Origin of the sequence: Streptomyces durbertensis (assembly GCF_014156695.1) — a bacterium.
In the GTDB taxonomy this organism is placed as follows: Bacteria; Actinomycetota; Actinomycetes; order Streptomycetales; family Streptomycetaceae; genus Streptomyces; species Streptomyces durbertensis.
Map to the genome: position 1 here is coordinate 1 of NZ_WMLF01000277.1, position 7,133 is coordinate 7,133.

A 7,133-nucleotide genomic window follows, 5' to 3' on the forward strand; every position below is an offset into this window, starting at 1 on the left:
GGCGGGCGGGTGCACGCGCTGGTGCAGAAGCCGGAGGGCGAGGGCCCGTTCCCGACCGTCTTCGACATCCACGGCGGTCCGACCTGGCACGACAGCGACGCGTTCGCCGCCCAGCCGGCGGCCTGGGTCGACCACGGCTACGCCGTCGTACGGGTCAACTACCGGGGCTCCACCGGCTACGGCCGGGAGTGGACGGACGCGCTCAAGCACCGCGTCGGGCTCATCGAGCTGGAGGACATCGCGGCGGTCCGCGCCTGGGCGGTCGAGTCCGGGCTGGCCGACCCCCGGCGGCTGGTGCTGACCGGCGGCTCCTGGGGCGGCTACCTGACGCTGCTGGGACTCGGCACGCAGCCGGACGACTGGGCGGTGGGGATCGCGGCCGTGCCGGTCGCCGACTACGTGACCGCCTACCACGACGAGATGGAGGCGCTGAAGTCCCTCGACCGGACGCTGTTCGGCGGCGGGCCCGACGAGGTGCCGGAGCGGTTCGCGGCGTCGTCGCCGCTGACGTACGTGGACCGGGTGCGGGCGCCGGTGTACATCTCGGCGGGCGTCAACGACCCGCGCTGCCCGATCCGGCAGGTGGAGAACTACGTCGAGCGGCTGGTCGGGCGCGGGCACCCGCACGAGGTGTACCGGTACGACGCCGGGCACGGCTCGCTGGTGGTGGCCGAGCGGGTGAAGCAGGTCGGCCTCGAGCTGGACTTCGCCCGCCGGCACCTGCCGGACGCTGACGCTGACGGGCGCTGACGCCGGAAGCGCTGAGGGCCGGGCGTTCGCCGGCTCGGCCGGTGCCTCAGCCCGCCTGCGGCGCGTCGACCGGCTCGGCTGCCCGGCCGGCGGTGCCGGCGGCGGCCGGGCCGGGGGCGTCGCTGTCGGCGGCGCCTCCGGCGTTCGGCGAGGCGTCGGCGTCCGCGGCGTTCGGCGAGGTGTCGGCGTCCGCGGCGGCGCCCGGCTTCGGCGACGTGCCGCCGCCCGGTGTGCCGCCGCTCGCGGTGATGCCCAGTTCGGCGTCCCGGGCGAGCTCCAGGTCCCGCCGGAAGAAGCGGAACCACATGAAGAGCGCGAACCCCACGAAGGCGAACCACTCGGCCGAGTAGCCGAGGTTCTGGAACGCCTTGAGGTCCAGTCCCGAGCCCTTGGGCAGGGTCGGCGGTACGGCCTTCAGCGGTTCCGGCAGCAGTTTCGGGTCCTGCACGGTGATCCAGGCGTCCTGGACGTCGTAGGGCACGAGGTTGACCAGGACGGCGGCGCTGACCCGGCCGATGCGCCCCTCACCGAGGCCGGTGGTGTCGCCGATCGTCTCGTTCGACTGGAGTGCGCCGGTGACGGTGGTGCGGCCGGACGGTGGCGGCGGGACGTCGGACGGGTCCGGGTCGCCCGGCAGCCAGCCCCTGACCACCGGCAGCGCCGCGCCGTGGCCGTCCTTCGCGCCGGGGTCGGCGTCGAGCCGCAGCAGGCTGACGACGTAGGAGCCGCGTTCGCCGTCGAGGGTGCGGCCCGGGGAGAGGAACTGGTGCTGGGTGTCGTAGCTGCCGGTGGCCTCGGCGATCCGGCCGGAGGTCTGCCGGGAGACGGGCAGCAGCTCGGCGAGGGGTTCGGCGGGCTGCTGGGCGGCCTGTTCCGTCTGTCCCTGGTGGGTGCGGTGGGAGTCGACGCGGTCCTCGAAGCGGCTGAGCTGCCAGCTGCCCATGAAGAGGCAGAACGGGATGGACAGCACGACGAAGATGTTGATCGCCCACCAGCGCGGGGTCAGCAGGAACCGGTACACACGTCAACGGTACGGGTGCCGGGGCGGCGCGCCCGTACCGGCCCCCGCCTACCGGCCGCCGCCGCAGGTCGGGCGGGACAGGCGTCGGCGGGACCGGCGCGGCCGGCGGGGTGCGGCGGGCGCGCGCGTCGCCGTGGTCAGGACGTCGGCAGCGGCTGCGTGCGGTAGACGGTTCCGCCGCAGGCACCGGTGAGGTACGCCGCGGGCAGGCGGGGTTCGCCGGAGGCGGGGGTGTAGCGCAGGACGACGGCGGTCTCGGCGCCGCCTCCTCCCCCGCCGGTGCCGAACGTGTCGAGGCCGTTGATGTCCTCCTGCTGGTCGGGCACCTTGCCGCCTCCGGAGCCGCCCGCGCCGCCGCTGCCGTCGCCGCCCGTCTGGTCGCCGCCGTCGCCGCCGTCACCACCGCCGCCGTCAGCGCCGCCCGTGGTAGGTGTCTCACCGCCGCCGGTGGCGGTCAGCTCGCCGCCGCCCTTGATCCGGCAGGTCTCGTCGGAGACGTTCGTCAGCCGGAAGTGGCCGTAGATCCGGCCGTTGTTGTTCGGCTCGGCGACCGACACCACGGGCTGACCGAGCTGGTCGCGGGTGCAGCTCGGCGCGGTCGGCGCCAGTTCCTCGTGGTCGGGCGCGTCCTCGTGGGGCACGGGGTCGTCGTCCTTGCCCTTCGCGTCGCCGCGGCTGCCGTCGGGGCCGGTGTGCCGTTCGCCGCCGGCGGAGCCGTCGACCGCCGCGCCGGCGCCGCTGGCCGCCGCGTCGGCGCTCTGCGCGGCGTTGGCGGAGTTGTGCGCGTTGAGGGGGCCGGGCACCACGCCCGCCCGCATCAGCGGAAGCGTCACTCCCACGGCGAGCGCGGCCGCGCCGACGCCGATCAGCGCGTTGCGGCGGCGGGCGCGGCGGACGGGGATGGTGCGGCGGATGTGCTCCAGCGCGTCCGGGCGGGGTTCGGGTTCGCCGGCCGCGTCGCGCAGGAGCCGGCGCAGCGCCTCCTCGTCCGCGGAGTCGAGTCCGCGGACGAGGCTGCCGCCGGCGTCGTCCGGGCCGCCCGTGCTGTCGCCGGCGTGCGGGTCGTGCTGGTTGTCGTGGGGGCCGTCGTGCTTGCCCTCGCTCATGCCGGTGTCTCCATCGCTACACGCAGAGCGGCGATACCGCGTGATCCGTACGCCTTGACCGAGCCCCGCGATATCCCGAGTGTCTGGGCCACCTGCTCTTCCGTCATGTCGGCGAAGTACCGCAGCACCAGGACCTCGCGCTGGCGGCGCTGCAGGCCGCGCAGGGCGCGTTTCAGCTCGTCGCGCTCCAGTTGCTCGTAGGCGCCCTCCTCGGCGCTGGCCATGTCCGGCATCGGCTTGGACAGCAGTTTCAGGCCGAGGATGCGGCGGCGCAGAGTGGACCGGGAGAGGTTGACCACGGTCTGCCGGAGGTAGGCGAGCGTCTTGTCCGGGTCCTTGACGCGGGCGCGCGCGGAGTGGACGCGGATGAACGCCTCCTGCACGACGTCCTCGCAGGAGGCGGTGTCGTCCAGGAGCAGCGCGGCGAGTCCGAGCAGCGACCGGTAGTGCGCCTGGTACGTCTCGGTGAGGTGGTCGACCGTGGTCCCCGCTGCCATGGTCTCTTCAGCGTCCTCGCGCGGGGCGGGGAGCGCGGGCCGGGAGGCCGGCATCGGCGCGATCACGGGCATCCCACCCGCCGTCGGGCGTCTTCCGCGCGCGCCGAGCGGGACCGCCACTGCCAGTTCCAGTACCTCTGCCACGCAAGTTGGACACGCTGACCCCCGTCAGGGTTGTACGCACCTGCCGCCGAACTCACCGACGGATCCGAACAGATCGCGTTGGGGGACGTGCCACGCACACCCAAAGCAACCGCCTCTCCCCCCTGTGGCCCCCACTTCCACCGCGCCTCGACCCACCGGACGGATCTGGCGGCGTGAGGCAGAGACGCCTGTGCCCCGGCGCGGGTTGCGCGGAGCTCCGGAATGCATCGTCACGCAGACACTTGGTCCAGATCAAGGTGATGTCAGCACAACTTGATCACATGATGTCCATCAGGTTCGACATTATGCCCAGCCGGGACGGAACCAGGCAGCCGACATTTTTGGCACCCTCCTGACAAAAGCCGCGGGTGGCGGTGTCCGGAAAGGGACACCGCCACCCGCGGAGGGAGTGCGGCCCGGCGGCCGGCGCCGGGCCCGGGCTCAGCGCCCGGTGCCGCCGTAGACGACGGCCTCGTCGGAGTCGCTGTCCAGGCCGAAGGCGGTGTGGACGGCGCGCACGGCCTCGTTCACGTCGTCCTTGCGGGTCACCACCGAGATGCGGATCTCGGACGTGGAGATCAGCTCGATGTTCACGCCGGTGTCCGCCAGCGCCTCGAAGAAGGTCGCCGTGACGCCCGGGTTGGTCTTCATGCCGGCGCCGACGAGGGAGATCTTGGCGACCTGGTCGTCGTAGCGCAGGGAGTCGAAGCCGATATCCCGCTGCTGCTTCTCCAGCGCCGAGATCGCCTTGCGCCCGTCGGTCTTGGGCAGGGTGAAGGAGATGTCCGTCAGTCCGGTGGACGCGGCGGAGACGTTCTGCACCACCATGTCGATGTTGATCTCGGCGTCGGCGATGGCCCGGAAGATCGCGGCGGCCTCGCCCGGCTTGTCCGGGACCCCGACGATCGTGACCTTGGCCTCGGAGGTGTCGTGCGCCACTCCCGAGATGAGCGCCTGCTCCATCGGCTCGTCCCCTCGCGGTTCGTTGCTGACCCAGGTGCCCGGCAGGCTCGAGAACGACGACCGGACGTGGATCGGGATGTTGTAACGGCGTGCGTACTCCACGCAGCGGTGGAGCAGCACCTTGGAGCCGGAGCTGGCCAGCTCCAGCATGTCTCCGAAGGAGATCCAGTCGATCTTGCGCGCCTTCTTCACGACCCGCGGGTCGGCGGTGAAGACGCCGTCGACGTCGGTGTAGATCTCGCAGACCTCGGCGTCCAGGGCGGCGGCCAGGGCGACCGCCGTGGTGTCGGAACCACCGCGGCCGAGCGTGGTGATGTCCTTGCTGTCCTGCGACACGCCCTGGAAACCGGCGACGATGGCGACGTTGCCGGCGTCGACCGAGTCCTTGATGCGGCCCGGCGTGACGTCGATGATCCGCGCCTTGTTGTGGACGGAGTCCGTGATGACGCCGGCCTGGCTGCCGGTGAAGGACTGCGCCTCGTGGCCGAGGGATTTGATCGCCATCGCCAGCAGGGCCATGGAGATCCGCTCTCCGGCGGTCAGCAGCATGTCGAACTCGCGCCCCGAGGCGATCGGGGACACCTCTTTCGCGAGATCGATCAGCTCGTCCGTCGTGTCGCCCATCGCGGAGACCACGACCACCACCTGGTGGCCCTTCTTCCTGGCCTCGACTACCCGCTTGGCGACGCGCTTGATGCCCTCGGCATCGGCAACGGAGGAGCCGCCGTACTTCTGCACGACAAGGCTCACGTGCGCTCCTCGTATCTCAGTCTCACCGGGCCCTTTCGCCGGGACCCTCGGTCGGCTCAGTCTAACGAGCGGCATGGACACACCCTTGCGATGCCGCATGGTGAGACGCACGTCCGCTCCGCGTTGTCCCCTGCCCGCTGGCGCCCGGCGCACGCCGGAACGTTAGGGACGTCACACCGGCGGGTGGTCGGAATCCGGCCGCGCACTCCTCGTAGTGCCACTACCCGTGGGCGTGAAGAACACTTCACTGGTTCTAAACCGTGATCCCGGCGAGGATCGGATCATGCGTCCCGCCCACCACGCCCTCGCCGTGCTCGTCGCAGCCGTCTGGGGGCTGAACTTCGTCGTGATCGAGGTCGGCCTCGACCACTTCCCGCCGCTGCTGTTCTCCGCGCTGCGCTTCCTGGTGGCGGCGCTCCCGGCGGTGTTCTTCGTGCGGCGGCCGAAGGTGGCGTTCGGGTGGGTGGTCGCGGTCGGGCTGGTGCTGGGGGTCGCCAAGTTCGGGCTGCTCTTCGTCGGGATGCGGCAGGGCATGCCGGCCGGACTGTCGTCGCTGGTGCTCCAGGTGCAGGCCGTCTTCACCGCCGTGCTGGCCATGGCGCTGCTGCGGGAGCGGCCCGCGCCGCTGCGGCTGGCCGGGATGGGCGTCGCGCTCTGCGGTGTCGGGGTCGCCGCCTGGGACCGGGGCGGCTCCTCGCCGCTCGGCGCGTTCCTGCTGGTCGTCGCCGCGGCGGCCTGCTGGGGGGTGTCCAACGTGCTGACCCGCAAGGCGGCCCCGCCGGACGCGCTCAGCTGGATGGTGTGGGTCAGCCTCGTCCCGCCGCTGCCGCTGCTGGCTCTGTCGCTGCTCTTCGAGGGGCCGACGGCCGGTGCGGAGGCGCTGAGGGGCCTCGACCTGACGGGTCTCGCCGCGCTCGGCTACGTGGCGTGGCTGGCCACCGTCTTCGGCTTCGGCGTGTGGGGCTTCCTGCTGCGCCGCTACGACGCCTCCGCCGTCGCCCCCTTCTCGCTGCTCGTGCCGTTCTTCGGGATGGCGTCCGCCGCGCTGCTGCTGGGCGAACGCGTCACCCCGCTCGGCTGGACGGCCGGCGCCCTGCTCGTCGGGGGCGTCGCGCTCACCTCGCTGCCGACCGGCCGGCGCCGCCGACCGCCCACCGGGCCGGGCTCCGCCGACACGGACGCCCTCGGCCCGGTCCGGGCGGGCGCCCCGGCCTGAACGGCGTCCGGCTCCAGAGCGGACCACCGCGGCCGACCGCCGCACACGCACTTCGGCGCGCGCCCCGACGTCGGCACGGACAACGGCGTCCGTGGAGGGGCGGCGCGCCGACCGCCGGGACGCCCGGGTGGCGTCCACGGCGCGGAAGGCGTCGGGAGGGGACGGGGACGGCCCCTCCCGACGCCGGCCTGGCGGGCGCCTCGCCCGGGCCGTCGCCGGATCAGACCTCCAGACCCGCCTCGATCGACTTCAGCTGGTGACGGGCCATGGCGAGGTTCGAGCGGTTCCTGTCGAGCGCCAGGTAGAGGAACAGGCCGTTGCTGTTGCGGCCCTTGAGCAGTCTGATCAGGTGGTACTGCGAGCCGAGGGTGATGAGGATGTCCTCGATCTCGTCGTTCAGACCCAGGTGCTCCAGGGCGCGGACCTTGGCCCGGACGACGTCCGTGTTGCCGGCGGCAGCCACGTTGAGGTCCAGGTCCTTCCCGCCGCCGAGGGTGCCGAGCGCCATGCCGCTGCTGTAGTCGACGAGGGCGATGCCGATGGTCCCCTCGATCGAGGTCATCGCTTCCTTGAGGGAGGCTTCGGTACTGGCCATGAGGAACTGACTTCCTTTCGGGACACGGATGTTCGAGTCGACGGCGATCTTCACGGTCGACCGGGGTCGGGCTGTTCGCCCGGGTGGGGGT

7 protein-coding genes are annotated in these 7,133 nt (G+C 72.5%); 2 read left to right on the forward strand and 5 right to left on the reverse strand.

Annotated features, from left to right (window positions below):
• A partial coding sequence (locus GL263_RS17820) for an alpha/beta hydrolase family protein (RefSeq protein WP_182856716.1) occupies positions 1 to 750 on the forward strand: 750 nt, incomplete at its 5' end.
• 46 nt (positions 751 to 796) lie between these two features.
• Here the strand turns inward: GL263_RS17820 and GL263_RS17825 are convergent.
• The 4 genes from GL263_RS17825 to GL263_RS17840 all read right to left on the reverse strand — a co-directional run bounded on the left by GL263_RS17825 (position 797) and on the right by GL263_RS17840 (position 5,231).
• Complete coding sequence (locus tag GL263_RS17825; RefSeq protein ID WP_182856717.1) at positions 797 to 1,771, reverse strand: SURF1 family protein; 975 nt, start codon at positions 1,769 to 1,771, stop codon at positions 797 to 799.
• Positions 1,772 to 1,908: 137 nt separating this feature from the next.
• Positions 1,909 to 2,877 carry a hypothetical protein gene (locus GL263_RS17830; RefSeq protein ID WP_182856718.1) on the reverse strand — a complete coding sequence of 323 codons (969 nt, stop codon included), beginning with the start codon at positions 2,875 to 2,877 and terminating at the stop codon, positions 1,909 to 1,911.
• Entirely contained in the window at positions 2,874 to 3,518 is a 645-nt protein-coding gene (locus GL263_RS17835; protein WP_438947975.1) for a SigE family RNA polymerase sigma factor, read from the reverse strand. Before GL263_RS17835 ends, GL263_RS17830 begins: the two co-directional genes overlap by 4 nt.
• Positions 3,519 to 3,959: 441 nt before the next feature.
• Positions 3,960 to 5,231 carry an aspartate kinase gene (locus GL263_RS17840; RefSeq protein ID WP_182856720.1) on the reverse strand — a complete coding sequence of 424 codons (1,272 nt, stop codon included), beginning with the start codon at positions 5,229 to 5,231 and terminating at the stop codon, positions 3,960 to 3,962.
• Positions 5,232 to 5,514: 283 nt separating this feature from the next.
• Here GL263_RS17840 and GL263_RS17845 point away from each other — a divergent pair, with 283 nt between their 5' ends.
• Positions 5,515 to 6,447: an EamA family transporter gene (locus tag GL263_RS17845; protein WP_182856721.1), complete on the forward strand. Its 933-nt coding sequence runs from the start codon at positions 5,515 to 5,517 to the stop codon at positions 6,445 to 6,447.
• Between the two features lie 220 nt (positions 6,448 to 6,667).
• Here the strand turns inward: GL263_RS17845 and GL263_RS17850 are convergent, their stop codons facing one another.
• Positions 6,668 to 7,042, reverse strand: coding sequence for a hypothetical protein (locus GL263_RS17850; RefSeq protein WP_182856722.1), 375 nt, complete (start codon positions 7,040 to 7,042; stop codon positions 6,668 to 6,670).
• Between the last annotated feature and the right edge of the window lie 91 nt (positions 7,043 to 7,133).